10 protein-coding genes are annotated in these 16,466 nt (G+C 74.4%); 2 read left to right on the forward strand and 8 right to left on the reverse strand.

From position 1 onward, the window contains the following. Positions 1-119 precede the first annotated feature (119 nt). Positions 120-1,229, forward strand: a complete 1,110-nt coding sequence (locus ACWGKI_RS06680; protein ID WP_452185699.1) for a hypothetical protein — start codon at positions 120-122, stop codon at positions 1,227-1,229. Positions 1,230-1,271: 42 nt separating this feature from the next. On the opposite strand, the gene glf is transcribed toward ACWGKI_RS06680, so the two are convergent. From glf to ACWGKI_RS06705, 5 genes are all read right to left on the reverse strand, one after another. Next, entirely contained in the window at positions 1,272-2,408 is a 1,137-nt protein-coding gene (glf, locus tag ACWGKI_RS06685; protein ID WP_452185701.1) for a UDP-galactopyranose mutase, read from the reverse strand. 24 nt (positions 2,409-2,432) lie between these two features. Continuing rightward, positions 2,433-4,295 (reverse strand): glycosyltransferase, encoded by a 1,863-nt coding sequence (locus ACWGKI_RS06690; protein ID WP_452185703.1) that lies wholly within the window; start codon positions 4,293-4,295, stop codon positions 2,433-2,435. Positions 4,296-4,305: 10 nt separating this feature from the next. Continuing rightward, positions 4,306-6,144 carry a glycosyltransferase gene (locus ACWGKI_RS06695; protein ID WP_452185705.1) on the reverse strand — a complete coding sequence of 613 codons (1,839 nt, stop codon included), beginning with the start codon at positions 6,142-6,144 and terminating at the stop codon, positions 4,306-4,308. Positions 6,145-6,154: 10 nt separating this feature from the next. Further along, positions 6,155-7,453 carry a hypothetical protein gene (locus ACWGKI_RS06700; protein ID WP_452185707.1) on the reverse strand — a complete coding sequence of 433 codons (1,299 nt, stop codon included), beginning with the start codon at positions 7,451-7,453 and terminating at the stop codon, positions 6,155-6,157. A gap of 129 nt (positions 7,454-7,582) precedes the next feature. After that, positions 7,583-9,544, reverse strand: a complete 1,962-nt coding sequence (locus ACWGKI_RS06705) for an N-acetylmuramoyl-L-alanine amidase (protein ID WP_452185709.1) — start codon at positions 9,542-9,544, stop codon at positions 7,583-7,585. A gap of 150 nt (positions 9,545-9,694) precedes the next feature. On the opposite strand from ACWGKI_RS06705, the gene ACWGKI_RS06710 reads away from it, so the two are divergent. Continuing rightward, positions 9,695-11,059, forward strand: a complete 1,365-nt coding sequence (locus ACWGKI_RS06710; protein ID WP_452185711.1) for a SpoIID/LytB domain-containing protein — start codon at positions 9,695-9,697, stop codon at positions 11,057-11,059. A 13-nt stretch (positions 11,060-11,072) separates the two neighbouring features. On the opposite strand, the gene ACWGKI_RS06715 is transcribed toward ACWGKI_RS06710, so the two are convergent. From ACWGKI_RS06715 to ACWGKI_RS06725, 3 genes are all read right to left on the reverse strand, one after another. Then, entirely contained in the window at positions 11,073-12,194 is a 1,122-nt protein-coding gene (locus ACWGKI_RS06715) for a sulfotransferase domain-containing protein (RefSeq protein WP_452185713.1), read from the reverse strand. Between the two features lie 2 nt (positions 12,195-12,196). Beyond that, a complete protein-coding gene (locus ACWGKI_RS06720) occupies positions 12,197-14,113 on the reverse strand; it encodes a glycosyltransferase (RefSeq protein ID WP_452185716.1) in 1,917 nt (638 codons plus the stop codon). Between the two features lie 65 nt (positions 14,114-14,178). After that, positions 14,179-16,404 carry a polysaccharide pyruvyl transferase family protein gene (locus ACWGKI_RS06725; protein ID WP_452185717.1) on the reverse strand — a complete coding sequence of 742 codons (2,226 nt, stop codon included), beginning with the start codon at positions 16,402-16,404 and terminating at the stop codon, positions 14,179-14,181. Positions 16,405-16,466: the final 62 nt, after the last annotated feature.

The raw sequence follows: 16,466 nt of genomic DNA on the forward strand, positions 1-16,466 counted from the left end.
GGGTCACTCATCGGGGTGTTCCCCCTCGCCTTCTCCTACCTCCGGCCCCCCACCACCTGTTCGGCGCACTGTCCACAGGGCGTCTGACCTCGGGGTCCGAAAGTTGCTGAGATGGCGGCGTGCGCCGCCCTGCCGACCTCCCCGCCGCCCTCCTCGCGCTCGCGGAGGCGCAGGAAGGACTGCTCAGCAGCCGCCAGTGCGACGTGCACGGCGTCGGCCGGTCCCGGCGAGCCGGCTGGGTGCGCTCCGGCCGGTGGCAGGTCGTCACGCGAGGGGTGATCGACACCGTCCCTGTCGCGCCCCGACGTCGTACCGCCGACGACGTCCCCCGGGGCGCGCTCCCTCCGTTCGTCCGCTCCGATCCCGACGCGGCAGCCCGCAGGTCCGGCCGCGCGACAGCGGCGGTGCACCGGGACCGATCGGCGGGCGACCTGCTCTTCGACCACCTGCGGCGTCGCGCGGGCTGGGTCGCCCTGCTCGCGTACGGGCCGGGGTCGATCGCCGCCGGGCAGTGCGCCCTGGCCCTCCTGGGGGTCGAGGGCCTGCCGCCCGTGATCCGGCCGGAGGCCGCCATGCCGGTCGCCTCGAAGCGGTCGCACCGACCGGGCGCCTGGCTCCGTCAGTTCGACGACGGCATGACGACGGTCGGCTGGGGTGACGCCCGCACCGGCCGGCGGCTGATCGCCTCCCCGGAGTGGGCGATCGCGCAGGCCGTCCCCGAGCTGCCTCTCGACAACGGCCTCGCCGTGCTCGACTCCGCGCTGCGTCTCGAGCTCCTGACCCCGGCGGGTGCGGCACGCGCGCACGACCATGCCCGGGGCCGGCGCGGCATCGCCCTGCGACACGAGCTGTGGGAGCACGCCGACCCGCGCGCCGAGTCGTGGCTCGAGTCGGCCGGACGGTGGCAGTGCCTCGAGGAAGGCGTCCCCCCGGACGTCCTCCAGCTCCCCGTGGACGGGCCGGGCGGCCGCAGGGCCGGCGTCGGGGACATGGCATGGGACCTCGGCGACCGTGGATGGCTCGTCGCCGAGCTCGACGGCCATGAGTGGCACGAGGGCGAGGAGCGGTCGGAACGGCGCGACCGCGACCGGGACAACGCCTTCGCCCAGGTGGCCGGGATCCGCGTGCTGCGCTTCGACGCCCGGCACGTGCGCGAGCGCGTCGTCGGGCGCCAGGTCAGGTCGTTCCTCGCCCGCGCCGCGCCGAACAGGCGGTTACGCACGTTCTGAGCGTTCAGAACGTGCGCAACCACCTGTTCGGCAGCCGGGGGGTCAGGCGGTGAGCTTGTTGTCCACCATCGACAGGGCGGAGCCGATCGCCATGTGCATGTCGAGGTACTGGTACGTGCCGAGACGGCCGCCGAAGTGCACCTCGGGCTCGCCGGCCATGAGCGCGCGGTAGCGCTGGAGCCGCTCCCGGTCGGCGGGCGTGTTGACCGGGTAGTACGGCTCGTCGCCGCGCTCGGCGAAGCGGGAGTACTCGCGCACGATGACGGTCTTGTCGCTCGTGTAGTCCCGCTCGGGGTGGAAGTGCCGGAACTCGAGGATGCGCGTGTACGGCACCTCGGTGTCGGCGTAGTTCATCACCGGCGCGCCCTGGAAGTCGCCCACGGGCAGCACCTCGCGCTCGAAGTCGAGCGTGCGCCACGACAGCGACCCCTCGGCGTCGTCGAAGTACCGGTCCACCGGGCCGGTGTACACGACCGGCACCTGGCCCACGACGGCCTTCTTGCTCACCGGCTGCGCGTCGTCGAAGAAGTCCGTGGACAGCCGCACCTCGATGTTCGGGTGGTCGGCCATCCGCTCCAGCCACGCGGTGTACCCGCCCGTCGGCAGACCCTCGTGGGTGTCGTTGAAGTAGCGGTTGTCGTACGTGTAGCGCACGGGCAGGCGGGAGATGATCGACGCCGGCAGCTCGCGCGGGTCGGTCTGCCACTGCTTGGCCGTGTAGCCCTGGATGAACGCCTCGTACAGGGGGCGCCCGATCAGCGACACGCCCTGCTCGTCGAGGTTCTCCGGGCGCTTGCCGCCCAGCTCCGCGGCCTGCTCGCGCACCAGCGCGCGTGCGGCGTCCGGGCCGTGCGCGGAGCGGAAGAACTGGTTGATGGTGCCGAGGTTGATCGGCATCGGGAAGACCTCGCCACGGTGCGTGGTGTACACCCGGTGCACGTACGACGTGAACGCCGTGAACCGGTTGACGTACTCCCACACGCGCTCGTTCGACGTGTGGAACAGGTGCGCGCCGTACCGGTGGACCTCGATGCCGGTGTCCGGGTCCGTCTCGCTGTACGCGTTGCCGCCGAGGTGGTCGCGGCGGTCGATCATGAGGACCTTGCGGCCCTGCTCGGCCATGCGCTCGGCCACGGTCAGGCCGAAGAGCCCGGTGCCGACGACGACGAGGTCGGTCATGCGTTCCTCCTGGTCAGGGGTCGGTCAGTCGGGCTCGTAGCCGCCGCGCAGCCGCGTGAAGGCGCGATAGCCCGCCTTGCGGACGGACTCGGGCACCACGCGGTAGCCGGCGCGCACGACGACGTTGCGCACCATCTGCGGGCCGGTGAGGAAGCCCTCGGAGTGCAGGGTGCGCTGCAGCGCGAGCTCGGACGCCAGCAGCCGGCGGCCGCCGCGGCGCGCGTAGGCGCCCGCGCCGACGCGGTACAGGACCAGCGGCTCGACGACGTTGTGCGCGTCCGCACCGCCCGCGATCATGCGGGCGAAGAGGAGGTAGTCCTCCATGAGGTCGAGGTGCTCGTACCCGCCCGCCGCGGCGACGGCCGAGCGCCGGTACACGACCGACGGGTGGTTGAACGGGTCGCGGAACCGGGCGGTCGTCGCGATGTCGTCGCCCGTCGGCGGCACGCGCACCATGCCGGGCGCGTGCTCGTCGTCGTCGAACTCCTGGATCGCGGACCCGACGATGTCGCAGCCGGCCGCGACGAGCGGCACCTGCACGGCGAACCGCTCGGGGCGGGAGATGTCGTCCGCGTCGGCGCGGGCGACCACCTCGTGCTTGCACGCCTCCAGGCCCGCCTCGAGGGCGCGGGCCAGGCCGACGTTGCGCTCCAGCGGGACGAGGGTCACCGGGACGTCGGTGAGCTCGTGCAGGCGGCCGAGGACGGCGGTGACGGCGTCGCCCACGGGCCCGTCGCGCACGACGACGACCTCGTCCGGCCGCAGCGTCTGGTCGCGAGTGACGGACAGGAACCCACGCTCCAGGTGCGCGGCGTCGTCGCCGGCGTACACGGGCAGCAGGACGGAGAACCGGGTGTCGTCGAGGGGGCCGGGGGCGACGGGTGCCGACCGGCCGGCCGCCCGGGACGCCGCCGGACGCTCCGGACCCGCCGGTCCCTCGGCCTGCCCGAGCTCGACGCGCGCGACGCTGAGGGCCGCGGGGCCGACCCCGGCGAGCACCTCCGTGTCCGCGCGCGGCCGGTGCACGAGGCCGTGCCACAGCCCGCGCCCGCCGGCCTTGACGAGGGTGCCGCGGTCCGCCGAGCGCACCATCGTGCGGGTCCAGCGCCGCAGGGTCGACCCGCCGTAGAGCACCCGCTCCGAGAGCCCGAGCGCGGAGGAGCGCGTGAACATCCAGACCTTGTTGCGGACCTCGTAGTAGAAGCGCGGGCCCGGGTCGTGGTCGGTGCCCACCAGGCGGGCCGTGCGGTGCTCGACGACGCTGCCCGGCACGTACAGGCCGGTGCCGCGACGGAGCATGCGCGTGGAGTACTCGAAGTCGTCGTTCCAGATGAAGTAGTCGCTGACGGGCAGGCCGTGCTCCCGCACCGCGCGCGCGTCGACCATCATCGACACGAACGACATCGACCGGACCGGCACGGCGCCGGCGGCGCGCGCCCGCGACAGCTCGGCCGGCGACGCGCCCGGTCGGGTGCGCGGCGTGTTCATCGGGTGGTCGCTGCCGTCCGTCCACATCACGCGGCTGGCCAGCGCGGTGACGTCGCCGGCGTACGCCTCGCGGGCGCCGAGGAGCGCCTCCAGGGCCGTCTCGGTGGGGACGGTGTCGTCGTCCATGAGCCACACGAGGTCGGCGTCGAGGTCCGCGACCGCGGTCGCGATGCCGACGGCGAACCCGCCCGCCCCGCCGGTGTTGCGCTTGAGCGCGACCACCTCGGGGGCGCTGGGGTGGGACCGGGCGACGTCGAGGGCGTCGTCGGTGGACGCGTTGTCGACGACGAGCACCCGGTCGACGGGCCGGGTCTGCGCGGCGAGCGCGTCGAGGGCCGCGCCGAGCAGCGCGGCCCTGTTGTACGACACGACGACCGCGACGACGGAGGGGGTGGACATCCCGCCCATCCTAGTGGGGCCCCCGGGGTGCGAAGGTCGCCCGCCAGGTCTCGGGGGCGACCAGCGCGGGCGCGGCGGCGCGCCACCGCGCGGACACCGCGCCCCACCGCAGGCCGAGGCGCGCGTGCGTCACGAGGGTCGCGCCGAGCAGCCGCCAGAACCGGCGCGGGTCGCGCCGCAGCCAGACGCCCGAGGCGCCGTCGCCGGCCAGCACCAGCACCGAGTCGTGGCGCGGCGTCTCCCACCAGGTCGCCTGCTCGCGGGTGAGGGTCGACCCCGGGCTCGCGGCCGGGCGTGCCGGCCGGAGCTGCCGCAGCAGCCCGCCGAGCGCGACGCGCGCCAGCGCGGCGGCGGACGCCGGCCGCTCCCCCGGCTCGCCCGGGCGGGCGCGCACGGCGGCGACGTCGTAGGCCGGGTCGCCCGCGCGGTGCACGACCGTCTCCGGGTAGGCGGCCCCTACGGCGCGCGCGGCGGGGACCACGCGCCCGAGGTCGGCGTGCAGGTCGCCCGGGCCGGCGAGCACGTCGCGCAGCGCGCGCACGTGCAGGTCGACGGCGTAGTAGCGCATGCCGAGCAGCAGCTTGACGTCGGTGGCCAGCAGCCCGGCCAGGAGCAGCCCGGCCCGCGGGCGGCGGGCGTGCAGCAGCGCGGCGGCGACGCGGTTGCGCACGTGCAGGTACGCCTGCCACTCGACCGTGTCGTCCTTCTCGGTCCACGCCACGTGCCACAGCGCGGCGCCCGGCAACGCGACGGTGGCGTGGCCGGCGTCCCGGGCCCGCAGCCCGAACTCGGCGTCGTCCCACTTGAGGAACAGCGGCAGCGACAGCCCGACGGACCGCAGCACGTCGGTCGGCATGAGGCACATCCACCAGCCGTTGAAGTCGCTGCGGCCCCGGGCGTGCAGCCACGGGGTGTCCCGCAGCGGCCCGGCGGCGAGGTCGTGCCACTGCTGGTCGGCGCGGGGCGGCCCCCAGTTGAACGAGCGTTCGTGCACCACCTCGCTGAACGAGTTGAGCACCGTGGGTCGGTTCAGGTCGAGCATGTGCCCGCCCACGACGACGGGCGTGCGCGCCGCCCGGTGGAACCGGATCGCGCGCAGCAGCGCCTCCGGCTCCACCTCGACGTCGTCGTCGAGGATCAGCACGGCGTCGGCGTCCGGACGGTCGAGCGCCTCGAGCATGCCGCGCGAGAAGCCGCCCGAGCCGCCCAGGTTGCGCTGCTCGATGATGGTCAGCCGGTCGCCGAGCGCGGCCGCGACCTGGGGGTACGCGGGGTGGTCGACGACGCGGCGCGAGCCCTGGTCGACGACCAGCACGGTGCCCACGGCCTCGGCCAGCGCCGCGGACCCGGCGATCCGCTCCAACGTCGCCACGCAGAACTCGGGCTTGTCCATGGTCGTGATCGACAGGCAGACGTCACCGGACCGGCGGGGCGCCACGTCCACGAGCCAGCGTCCGCCGGACACCACGACGTCGCCCTGCCTGGCGTCCACCTCGAACCACAGCCAGCCGCCGTCGGCAGCGCCGGCGACGTCGGCGTCGATCGTCACGGTGCCCCCGTCGGGCGCGACGTGCGCGGTCGCGACGACGGTCCGCGCGCCCGCGGCGTCCGACCGGACCAGGGACACGACACCCTCACCGGCGGCGTCGACCTCCAGCCGGACGGCCGCGACGCCGGCCCAGCGCACCCAGTACGACGCCGGGAAGGCGGAGAAGTAGGCGGCGAGCCCCTGGGCGGAGCCGGCGGGCACGCGGAGCGTCCCGCCGTCGAGGACGGCCGGACCGTCCTCGACCACCAGGGCGCGACGGTCGGCCGGGACGGACAGGATCAGCTGTTGCGCGAGGTGCACCCGGGTGAGCCTAGCCGCGCCGCACGCGCCGCTTGACGCGCGAGCCGAGGGCACGCACGAGCTCGCGGCCGCTCGCGTCGGCGACGGTCGTGCCGGACTGCCCGGACTTCCCGGGCTTCGCCGCCTTGGCGGCCTTGGCGTCCGCCTTGCGACGCGCGGCGGCCTCCTCCTCGAGCCGGGAGACCTCCTCCCGGGCCTTGGCCAGCCGCTCCTCGTCGCGACGGCCCTGCCGGACCACCCCGAGGATCGCCTCGACGGCGGCGTCGATCGGCACGACGGCGCTGCTGAGCCTGGCCTCGTCGCTCGACGGCACCTCGGCGCCCAGGAGCGCGAGGTCCCCGACGACACGGACGCCGGACTCCCGGACCTGCTCGACGTACCGCTCGGCCCGCGTGTGCGCGACCTCGGCGGCCCACGGGGGCAGGACGAGCTTGGTGTCGTGCTTGCCGGGCTTGCGGCGGTTGAGCACCGAGACCGACTCGGTGTCGCGCAGCCACTTGCAGTACTCGAGCCAGGTGAGCTGCGGCCGCATCCGCTTGTTGAGCGCCCGGAACAGCTCCGCCTCCTCGAGGGACATGCCCCGGTTGCTGGACCTGCCGTTCAGCTTCGCCGTGCTCAGCAGGCCCGGCTCGAGGCCGAGCATCGACTCGAACGCGTCGAAGAGGAGCGCGGGCGTCGACTTGTCCACGACGACGACGGTGACGTTCTGGGCACCGAAGGCCTCCGCCCAGCGCGACACCACCCGCCCCTGGTCGATCCGGTCGCGGAACGAGCTCAGCTCGGACTCCGGCCCGTCCGACAGCACGCCGCGGAGCCACGGCTCGAAGCCGGCCGTCTCGCCCTCCTTGGTCATCTGCTGCCACAGCGACGGCAGGAGCGCGCCGTAGCTGCGCAGCGTGACGACCACGTGGGCCCGCTCGCCCAGCTCCTCGCGCCAGCGCGCGGCCGTGGCGTCGTCGGCGTTCGCGCCGAACTCGTGCCCGATCCAGATCCGGTTCTCCGTGTCCCGGTCGATCTCGGCGCGCAGCTTGCGCCACGCCCCGTGCACGGGGGTGGTCCCCCAGCCCCAGGAGTGCCCCATGAAGTCGTTCACGGCGCTGCGGTGGTTGAAGGTCTTGCCGGGGTACCGGACGCCGTTCGCCAGGAGCTCCGGCCGGAGCGCCGCGGCGGCGTTCTGCAGGCTCGTCGTCCCGGTCTTCATCAGCCCGATGTGCAGCAGGAGCGCCCGCTCGGGCAGCTCCAGCGACTCGGCCTTCGACTCGGCCTTCGACTCGGCCTGCGAATCGGCCTGGCCCGCGCTGGTCGACATGCCATCTCCTCCGGGACCGCTGGTCCCCCTCGACGCCGGGTTCGTCCCGCCGACGGTAGCCCGCCTCCCTGCGCGCGGGCTGAGGGCTCCGGCGCGCCGCCCGGCCGGTCCGACAGCGACGCCGCGAGGTTACCAGCGCGCCAGCGCGACGTGGCTGACCCGCACCTTCTTCTCGTCGTCCACCTTGCGGAGGGTGACCGTCCCGTCGACGTGCCCGGAGAGGGTCAGGGAGAAGATCCGGTCGCCGTCCGACGGCTTGTTGAAGTCGAACGTGCCACGCACCTTGCCGCCCACGAGCACCTGGAGCTTGCCGTCGCCGGGCGCCGTGGCCCCCCGCACGACCACCCGGTGCACCTGGTTGGCGCTCTTGAGGCTGATCGTGGCCCCGCCCTTCGCGGTCTGGTACGCGTAGTCGCCGTAGTAGGCCGTGTGGTGCACCTTGGACCACGCGCTGGAGATCGACCACGACTTCGGCATGATCGTCGTGCTCGTCCACACCAGGGTGGTCATGGGCCCCCGGTGGTAGTTCTTGCTGACGGCCCGGACCGCGATCTGCATCGCCTGACCCCGGTCGAGGTCGACGGTGACCGACCGGGCCGTCGTGGCCGACTTGAGCACGCGCCAGTAGTTGGTGCTCGGCAGGTCGGAGCTCCAGTGCGCCTGGCGGTAGAGCACCTGGTAGTAGCGGGCCCCGGACACCGGCTTCCACCGGTACGTGGCCCGCGTGGACCACTGCACCGGCGACTGCGCCGTCGTGGGGGCGTACCGCGCCGGGGCGCCGACCGCCCACCGGATCGGGCCGTACTTCTTGATCGCCGCCTGCCTGCGGGACTCCGCCGCGCTGCGCAGGGACGACATCTTCGCGGCCAGGTAGCGCCCGGGACAGGCCGTCTCGTTGGTGGTGCGGTGCATGAGCACGGTCGGTACCCGCACCCACGTGCCGGGTCTTGCCCGGGTCCCCGTACCGGTGCTGCCGCCCGTCAGGAGGTTCGTGGTGCCCTTGGCGTTGATCTTGTACTGGTACGCCTTCCAGGCGATCACCTTGGTGATCCCGGAGAGCAGGGCGCTGGTGGGCTGGGCGGTGTCGAAGTTGCCCATCGCGGACACGCCGATCGTGCCCGTGTTGTACCCGCCGGCCTGCGCGCCGATGGGGTTGTCCACGCGCGCGTCCTTGCGGCCCTGGAAGATGTTGCCGAACTTGTCCACGAGGAACTGGTAGCCGATGTCCGGCCAGCCGCGGGACTTCGTGTGGTACGCGTAGATGCCGCGGACCAGCGCCGCGGACTGGCTCTCCTTGTAGCTGTTCGTCCCGGCCGTGTGGTGCACGTAGATCGCCTTGAGGGTCTTCGACGTCTCGGGCCAGCGGCCGGCGAGCGACTCGTCGGCGCCCCACGCGGACCGCGTGACGACCGAGGGCCGGATCTCGAAACCGGTGCCCGCGTCGGCGGAGGACGCCGGGGCGGAGCCGCCGACGTAGGCGTCGGCGCGGGACGTGCCAGGGTCGACGACGTCCACCTGGAGGCCGCGCGGCGAGGACCCGTCCGCGGTGCGCACGCGGGCCTGGACGCCGTCGGCGCCCGTCGACACGATCGGCTCGGTGCCGGCGCGGCCCCCGTCGACGGTCACGCCGTCCAGCCCGAGGGACTGCCACGCGGTCCAGCGGCCGTCCTCGCGCACCCGCACCGCCACCTCGGTGACCTCGGCGGACGTCGACTCGTCCCAGGTCACCCCGGCGACCAAGAAGTCCTGCGTGCTCGTGCGCTCGCTGAGCGCCGCCAGCTCGCCCTCGTCCGGCTCGGTGGCCGGGAGCGCCGTCGTGTCGCCGTCGGGGGCGACCTTCTTCGCGGTCTCGGACCTCGGGGAGTCCTCGTGGTCGTGCCCGACGACGTCGTCGAGCGCGCCCTTCTGGTGCCGGGCGTCGCGGTCGATGCCGCGCACGGGCACGTGCTCCACGTCCGGGGCCACGGCGTGCGCCTCCGGGACCGGCAGGGACACGGTCGGCAGGAGGACTCCTGCGAGGGCCAGGGCCACGACGGTCGTCGTCGTGGCGACGGTCCGGACCGTCCTTCGGGCCATGCTCGTCGCCGTCATGCTCGTCTCCGCTCGTCCACCATGGTCGCGCCGGGCACCTGACCCGCTCGACGGTAAGGGGTGTCTCGCCCACCGGCACCCTGAGCGGGCGAGCGTTCCGGATGCTGGGCGCTCACCCCTGGGGCACAGTGATCGGAGGGGGTGTTCACGATGATCGACGACGATCGCACGGACGCGCGCGCCGGCCGGGGGGCCGCGCGCCGTCGACCACGGACAGCACGCCGCGTGCTCGCCGCGGCGGTGGCTGCGCTGGTGGCGCTCGGTGGCGGGACGGTGGCCGCGACGTCGGCCCAGGCCGCGGTGCCGCGCTCGTTCACGCTGACCGGCTCGGGCTTCGGCCACGGGGTCGGGATGCCGCAGTACGGCGCGTATCAGATGGCGCGCCAGGGCACGACGGCGGGGCGCGACATCCTCGCCTACTACTACCAGAACGCCGCGGTGGCGTGGCGCACGACGCCCTACAGCACCCTCGTGCAGGTCTTCGGCCCGGACCCGGGCGGCTCGACCGCGTACGGCGACCGCAAGGCGTCGACGACGGTGACCGTCACTGGCGGGAACTGGCGCCTGCGCAGCCCGGAGGGGACCACCCTGGCGCACGGGTCGGGCACGGAGACGTTCACCGTGGCCACCACGGCGGGCGGACGGTCGCGCATCACCGTCAACGGCACCCGGTACTACGGCAGCCTGCTGCGCATCCACTGGTCCGGCACGCGGTACTACCAGCCGTCGGGCCCGAAGGCGGTGGCGACGGTCGCGGGGGCGCACGGGTCGTACCGTCACGGCCGGCTGACCGCGACCGCACGCCAGGGCTTCCCCAACATCACCAACGACGTGCTGCTCAACACCGAGTACCTGTACGGGATCGCGGAGATGCCGTCGTCGTGGGGGCTCAACGGGGGCAAGGCCGCGCTGTCGGCGCAGGCGATCACCGCCCGCTCGTACGCGATGTCGAGGTCGACGGTCCGGGACGCCTGCCGCTGCAACGTCGTCGACGACGTGCGCGACCAGTACTACTCGGGCTGGAAGAAGGAGAACGAGGGCACGGACGGCCGGTACGGCAAGGTCTGGGTGTCGGCGGTCCGCGCTACGCTGCGCAGCAGCACCGAGGCGCGGGTGCTCACGTACGGCGGGGTCCCGGTCGCGGCCCACTACTACTCCTCGAGCGGGGGGCGGACGGCGAGCTCGGAGGACGTGTGGTCCGCGACCATCCCCTACGAGCGGTCGGTCGCGGACCCGTACAGCAAGGCCGCGCCCGGGAACTCGTACGCGTCGTGGACCCGCAGGCTCACGCAGGCGCAGGCCCGCACCCTGTTCGGGCTCCCGGACGTGAAGTCGATCAAGGTCACCGCGACCTGGTCGAGCGGGCAGGTACGGACGCTCACCGCGACGTCGTCGGGGGGCAAGATCGCCAAGGTCACGGGCAAGGCCGACGCGATGCGGTCGAGGATCGGCGCCCGCACGACGGCGGGGTCCATGCCCGCGGCCTGGATCACCAAGGTCACGGCGGTGTCCTGACCGCGCCGCCGCCTCAGCCGTCGACGGTGAACGCGTCGAGGTCGATCCCGTGCCCGGCGAGGACGCGGCGCGCCCGCTCGACGTCGGCGTCGTCGAAGAACTGCTTCCACTGCCCGATCGAGCCGTCCCGGGTGAAGTAGCCGTCCAGCTTCACGACCATCGACCGGCCGGTCTGCTCTTCCATGGCGCGCACGACCGAGATGTCCGACAGCGCGAGGGCGCGGTCGACGGCGTCGTCCACCAGGGGCAGGCCGAGGAACCGCACGACCTCCCGGAACCGGAGCCCCGGGTCCTCCTTGAGCGACTCGTAGGAGGCGACGTGCACGTCCGGGTCGTCGCGGTAGCTGTCCAGGGTGAGGTAGTGCAGCGCGTACACGTCGAGCATGCGCTCGATGACGTCGCGCGGGTGCGCCGCGTCGTCGCGGTGCTGCGGCCGCTGCTTGATCGTGTAGTGGTACAGCGACACGACGTAGTCGAGCGGGTTGCGGTACAGCATGATCTTGCGGCCCGGCGAGAAGACGAACGGGTCGAGGTCGTGCCGGAAGTGCTGCATCGTCACGTCGGAGACGCCGTGCGCCGCGAGCAGGGTGGTCGGCGTGCGGTACGGCTCCGCCTCGCGGAACACCTGCCACCGGTTGTTGCCGTAGAAGTCCTGCACCAGCTGCGGGTAGGAGATCGGGCGGCTCACGTCCGGGTCGGCGAGGGCGCGCGCGTAGTTCGTGAGGAAGAACCGCATCCAGTGGGTGCCCGACTTCTGGATCGTCGCGACCGTCACCACGTCGGCACGGTGCAGCCGTCCGAAGGCGTCCGCGAACTCGGCCCCCCGGGCCGCGGCGAGCGTCCCCAGGCGCCACCGGGCGACGTCGCCCAGGTAGCGCAGCGCCTCCCCCGGCTCCTCGGGCTGCGCGGCGAGGACCTCGGCGTCCGCCCCGGCTCGCAGGCCGGTGAGCGCGGCGGCGAGGCGAGCGTCCTTCGACGTCGTGCCCGCGTGCGCGGCGAGCGTGTCCCAGTCCCGGGTCAGCAGGGCGGGGCCGAGGTGCGGGGGCAGGTGCTCCTCCGCCACGCTGCGGACCTTGCGTGCTGCCCTCGACGCCGCTCTCGGTGCCGCCTTCGATGCCATGAGCCAGCGAGCCATCGTCACTTCCTCCGGTTGCGGTAGTACTGCGCGAGGATGCCGCTGCCGACCGCGACCGTCGCGACGGGGCCCTTGGCCCGCTCGAGCGTGCGCAGCGCGTCACGGCGCCGGCCGAGCCGCATGCTCGCGACGGCGAGCTGGCGCTGCTCGGCGGTGGTGAGGCGGCGCTTGCGCGCCGTCTCGCCGAGCAGCCGTGCGGCGGGCTCGGCCCGGCCGGCCGCGAGGTGCGCCTTCACCGTCCGCAGCACCTCGGCCGGCGGTGCGGCGACCGTCGTGGACAGGTCGGTCTGGCGGCGCAGGTCGCGGATCAGCTCGTTCTTCTCGGTGTCGCCCAGGTAGTCGAGCCACTCCAGGTCGAGGGTGTCGTAGCGGTCGTCCCCGCCCGCCGGCTCCCACGGCTTCTTGCCGACGTAGTGCAGCACCCGCACGTCCTCGTCGTGGAAGAGGGCCGGGTGGTGCGAGAAGATCCGCTTGGTGGTGTTGTTCTCCGGCGGCAGCGCTCGCCACGAGTCGAAGAAGACGTTGAGGAAGCCCTGGTCCCCGCCGTCGTACGACGGCGTGTGCGCCAGGCGGGCCATCATCGCCTCGAACATCGCGTACGACGGCGTGAACGCGAACACCCCGGAGTTGAAGACGTCCGGGTTCGGCGCGTCGAGGCCGGCGTCCGGGACGGCGGCGAAGTCGTCCCCCGCGAACAGGTCGTCGATGCTCCGCCTGACCACGGCGTCGCTGTCGACGTAGACGGCACGGTCGAGGAAGTCGAGCCGGAAGACGTGCAGCTTGGTGTACGTCGCCGCGAACCGCTCCTGCACCTTCTGGCGGCGACCGCCCCGGGCGCCGCCCCGCAGGATCGGGTTCGCGATCGGCGGGACGTCGAGGGTGAGGATGCCGCTCGCCGCGAGCGCAGCCTTGTCCGCGTCGGGGGTGCACAGCGCGACGAGCGGCACGTCGGTGACCCGGCGGAGCGAGTTCGCGAGCGCCCGCGCGCCGTGGTGGTAGGAGCCGGAGACGACGGTCACGTAGGCGCACCGGCGGCCGTCGACCTCCTTCCACAGCGGGCCGTCCACCTTCGGCACGGTGAGCGCCTGGACCCCCTCGGTGGCGGGCAGCTCGATCTCGACCGTGTCCTTCGTGGCGCCGACGGTCTCCCCCGGCGTGAGGGCCGGGCGGTCCGCCGGCAGGTCCTCGGCGGGCGGCACGTACAGGTGCAGCATCTCGGACTGGCTCACCGAGCGGACGGTGGCGTCGGGGTAGGCGGCGAGGCACGAGCGCAGGAACGCGATGTCGGTGTCGAGCCCGTGCGCCGCCTCGTAGCCGGGCGCGGCGTCCTTGGCCTGGAGCCCGAGGTCGGCCACCTGCGGCATCGTGTACCCGTAGCGGACGTCCTTGGACTCGTACAGGTCGATGCCGGCCAGGTAGACCTCGCGGAAGCCCACGCCGAGGCCGAACGCCAGGGCCTGCATCCCGGTCGTGGGCAGGCCGGGGCGGCTCATGAAGTGCCGTGCGAGCCGCGGGTTGCGGGCGGGCACGGCCCACGAGTCCAGCTCGACGACGTCGGTGAGCGGCTCGAGCCCGTACTTGTCGCCGTCGCGGTGCGCGGCGTGGCGCATGGGCGAGGCGATGCGCTGCACGTCGTAGCGGCCGGAGCGGATCTCGTCCTGCAGCAGCTTCTCGAGGCGCTCGTGCGGGACGGCGCTGAACCACGCGTCGACCCGGTCGCCGAAGTGGTAGTTGCTCTCCAGGAAGAACCAGTTCATCCGGAAGACCACCACGTCGGCCGGGATCCGGCGGTAGGGCGGCATGGCGGACGACGGGCCGTTGCCGACGATCAGCAGCGGCCGGTCGACGAGGTCGGCGAAGGATGCGATCTCCGGGTCGCCCGGCTCTCGGCCGAGCGGGACGCTCCGCATGGTGGGCATCGAGGGCTCCTGTCTGGTCGGTGCTGCTGGGCGGTGCTGCTGGGCGGTGCTGCTGGTCGGTGCTGTCAGTGCCGGTGGGGCACGGTGGTGGTGGGCGCCGGGGTGGGCGCCGAGGTGGGCACCGGCGTCGTCGTCCGGGCGGGGGCGCCGAGGGCGGCGGCCACGCGTCCGGCGGCGTCCTGGACGTGCGGGAGCAGGTCGAGCTGCAGGGCGCGCACGTCGTCGCGGTACTCCTGCTCGCGGGCGAGGACGTCGAGCGCCCGTTCGGCGAGCCGGGGGCCCAGCCGCGGGTCCCGGGCGTCGAAACCCCACCCGGGGCGGCCGACGTCGTCGAGGAAGTAGCGCATCTTCGGGTGGGAGACGAGGCTCAGCACGGGGGTGCCCAGGCCGAACGGGATCATCGTGGCGTGCCCGCGCATGCCGACGACGAGCGACGCCCGCCGGTAGACGCCGAACGCCTCGCCGGGGTCCATGAGGTGCAGCTCGTCGAGGGGCAGGTCGAGCCCGTGCGCGTCGCGCAGGTCGTGCGCGAGCCGGGTGTCGCCGCGGGTGTGGGCGACGACCCGGACCTCGGCGCCCGCCGTGCTCGCCCGGGCGACGACGTCACGCACCTGGGCGAGGAAGGTCCGGTAGCCGCCCTGGAACCGGCGGGCGGACCGGTCGAACGCCGCGTTGAGGAGGACCCGGCCGGTGCCGGTCTCGGCGGCGGGCAGGTCGGGGTGCAGCCGCTCGTACACGGTCGTGGGGCAGGGCACGAACCGCACGCGGCCGGCCAGGTCGTCGGGCAGCAGCGCGCGCACGCGCTCCATCGAGCCGTGGTTGCGCAGCCCCACGAGCTCCGCGCGCCGGGCCAGCGCCACCAGCCCGTCGCGGAACCGGGCGCCGTGGAACTCCTGCCCGTCGAAGAGGTTGTAGCCCACGGCGAAGACGAACAGGGGGACGTCGAGCGCCGCCAGGGACGCCGCCGGCACGTTCCACTGCCAGCCGCTGTGCCCGTTCGGCGCGGTGTCCGGCAGGAAGAGGCCGCCGCCCCCGACGACGAGGGCGCGCTGGGCGTTCGCGACGCGGACCCGGTCGGCGTCGAAGAGCTGGTGCGCGTGGAAGGGCACCCAGGTGCGCGGTCCGGCGGCGTCCTCGACCGCCTCGCGCACGGCGAGCGGGAGGGCCACGTCACCGAAGTTGCCGCCGGGGTCGACGTAGAACGCCACGTGGCCGACGCCGTCCGTGGGGGCGTCGTCGGGGGCGGGGGTGCGCGGGTGGAGGGCGTCGCGCCGCAGCCCCCGCACCGCCCGGGCGGGCGCCCCGGCGGCGAGCGCGAGGTCCGTCTCGGCGCGGACGCCGTCGTGGTCGTGCGTCACCCAGGCCACGCGCGCGGCCTGCAGGTGCGCGGCCGCGGCGGTCGCCTCGTCGTCGGCGCTCCCCGCCACCGCCAGGAGGGTGCGGGCCTCGGCGTAGCGGCTGGTCGCGGTCAGGAGCCGGGCGAGCAGCAGCAGCGCGGGGCCGGTCAGCGCCTCGGGCAGCGCGGGCAGCCCGCGCAGGAGGTGCAGGGCGCCGTCGTGGTCGGCGTCGTCGGCGAGGACCGTCGCGCGTGCCACGAGGTGCGCGACGCCGGGAGCGTCGAGCTCCGAGACGTGCAGCGCGCCGCCGTCGAGGAGCGGTCCGACGAGCCCGTCGAGGTCGCGCACGTCGCCGTCCGCCACCGCGCAGGCGACGTACCGCACCGCCGCGGCCTCCACCGCGCCCGGGGAGCGCCACGGCGCGGCGAGCAGGGCACGGCGCGCCGCACCGACCCGGGCGCCGTCCACGGGACGGGCGTCGACCACCGCCCGCAGCGCGAGGGCCCGGCGCAGGTCCGCCACCCGCGCGCACGCGGCGGCGGCGCGCTCCCGGACGGACCCCGTGGCCGCGGCGGCGAGCAGCGCGGCGGCGCCCTCGTCGTCGCCGTCGAGGGCCCGCAGGCACCCCGCCAGCTCGACGGCGGCGGGCCCCGCGCCGGGGGCCGCGAGCAACAGGTCGACCAGCGGGCGCGCCTCCTCGGGGCGGCAGCCGTCGATCGCGGCCGCGGCCGCCTCGCGCGCCGCGGGGACCAGGCCCTCGACGCTCTCCCAGCCGCAGAGCCCGAGACGCAGCCGCCACCCGGTCCGCGAGCGCGGCGAGCCCGCCTGGCGCAGGACCTCGGCGGGCCGCGCCACCTCGCGCAGCACGGCCACGGCGGCCGCGTTGCGCCGCCGCCGCTCCGCGCGCGACGGCGCGCCGGCCCGCGTCGTCGGGCCTGTCGTGGTGCTCGTCATCCGTCCTGCTCGATCCTTCCGTGCCGCGCCGGGTCGGGGTGCTTCGGGGTGCTGGGGAGGTG

The organism is Isoptericola sp. NPDC055881 (genome assembly GCF_053615895.1).

Excerpts from the sequence above, each read along its gene's own strand:
- glf (WP_452185701.1), bottom strand. The coding sequence starts at position 2,408 with ATGACCGACCTCGTCGTCGTCGGCACCGGGCTCTTCGGCCTGACCGTG.
- ACWGKI_RS06690 (WP_452185703.1), bottom strand. The coding sequence starts at position 4,295 with ATGTCCACCCCCTCCGTCGTCGCGGTCGTCGTGTCGTACAACAGGGCC.
- ACWGKI_RS06700 (WP_452185707.1), bottom strand. The coding sequence starts at position 7,453 with ATGTCGACCAGCGCGGGCCAGGCCGATTCGCAGGCCGAGTCGAAGGCC.
- ACWGKI_RS06705 (WP_452185709.1), bottom strand. The coding sequence starts at position 9,544 with ATGACGGCGACGAGCATGGCCCGAAGGACGGTCCGGACCGTCGCCACG.
- ACWGKI_RS06710 (WP_452185711.1), top strand. The coding sequence starts at position 9,695 with ATGATCGACGACGATCGCACGGACGCGCGCGCCGGCCGGGGGGCCGCG.
- ACWGKI_RS06715 (WP_452185713.1), bottom strand. The coding sequence starts at position 12,194 with ATGGCTCGCTGGCTCATGGCATCGAAGGCGGCACCGAGAGCGGCGTCG.
- ACWGKI_RS06720 (WP_452185716.1), bottom strand. The coding sequence starts at position 14,113 with ATGCCCACCATGCGGAGCGTCCCGCTCGGCCGAGAGCCGGGCGACCCG.
- ACWGKI_RS06725 (WP_452185717.1), bottom strand. The coding sequence starts at position 16,404 with ATGACGAGCACCACGACAGGCCCGACGACGCGGGCCGGCGCGCCGTCG.